At 34.5% G+C, this 1,032-nt stretch carries 1 protein-coding gene; it reads left to right on the forward strand.

The window, feature by feature from the left end:
• Nucleotides 1-119 precede the first annotated feature (119 nt).
• Nucleotides 120-878 carry a DUF6090 family protein gene (locus LBU54_RS15260; RefSeq protein WP_224531984.1) on the forward strand — a complete coding sequence of 253 codons (759 nt, stop codon included), beginning with the start codon at nucleotides 120-122 and terminating at the stop codon, nucleotides 876-878.
• Nucleotides 879-1,032 lie beyond the last annotated feature (154 nt).

A 1,032-nucleotide genomic window follows, 5' to 3' on the forward strand; every position in this document is an offset into this window, starting at 1 on the left:
AGAGAGTATAAGGAAGTCCTTTTCTCCAATTATTGCTACAGAATTTATTATCTTTTCATTCGCAATACGGAACTGCGTTTAGCAGGGCGTTGTGCTTCATTATAACCGACGAATAACCAATGATAAAATTTTTTAGAAAAATTAGACAAAACTTACTCTCAGAAGGAAAAACTGGAAAGTATTTCAAATATGCCATTGGAGAAATATTACTTGTAGTTATTGGAATATTGATAGCACTGTCAATAAATAATTGGAATGATCAACGCAAACAAAAATTAGTAGAAACAGAACAACTTAAGTCTATTAAATCAGAGCTGGATTTAGGACTAAAAAACCTTGATTTAATTCTGCAAAAAATTGATTTACATTCTAATAATATTGATTCATTAATCAATATGATGAGAAAATCGATGCCAAACTCATTTGAGATATCAGGCGAATTGCTTGGCTCTACAATTATGTGGCGCACTTCAGATGTATCTATTAACACATTAAATGCTATGATTGCTTCAGGAACTTTAAATCAACTGACCAATGAAGAACTTCGTGTTAAACTTGCCAATTTACCAGCGATACTGACGGATCTAACAGAAGATGAATTAATGGTAAGAGAATGGTCAGAAAATCATATGGTCCCTTTCCTCGCAAAAATAGGTTTAGTTAGTGCAGCGTATTCAAATAGATATGGATTTAAAGAAATGGCATCTCGACGAAGCCCAGTAGCTGATTTTGTAAACGTAACACCAACAGAAGAATTTATTGGGATGTTAACCGTCCGTAGAGTGCATTTCGCCTTTACACAGTTCCAACTTCCTATTCTCAAAAATTATATGGAAGATTTAGTTCAAATAATTAACAATGATCTAAAATATAAATAACGAAAGCACAACAACGTGTATAAAATCATATTGGCTAAACGCCACTACGCTTCATACACAAACCGTTAGAGCACATTCAGCTAAAGCTGACTTGTGTTGCTACGTTCTGCGAACTCCCGCCCCACAAGCTTATGTGCTCTAACGCCCTGCTAAA

This window comes from Winogradskyella alexanderae, assembly GCF_020166335.1.
Taxonomy (GTDB): domain Bacteria; phylum Bacteroidota; class Bacteroidia; order Flavobacteriales; family Flavobacteriaceae; genus Winogradskyella; species Winogradskyella alexanderae.

What these genes read in the sequence shown, in the direction of transcription:
- LBU54_RS15260 (WP_224531984.1), top strand. Translation starts at nt 120, where the DNA reads ATGATAAAATTTTTTAGAAAAATTAGACAAAACTTACTCTCAGAAGGA.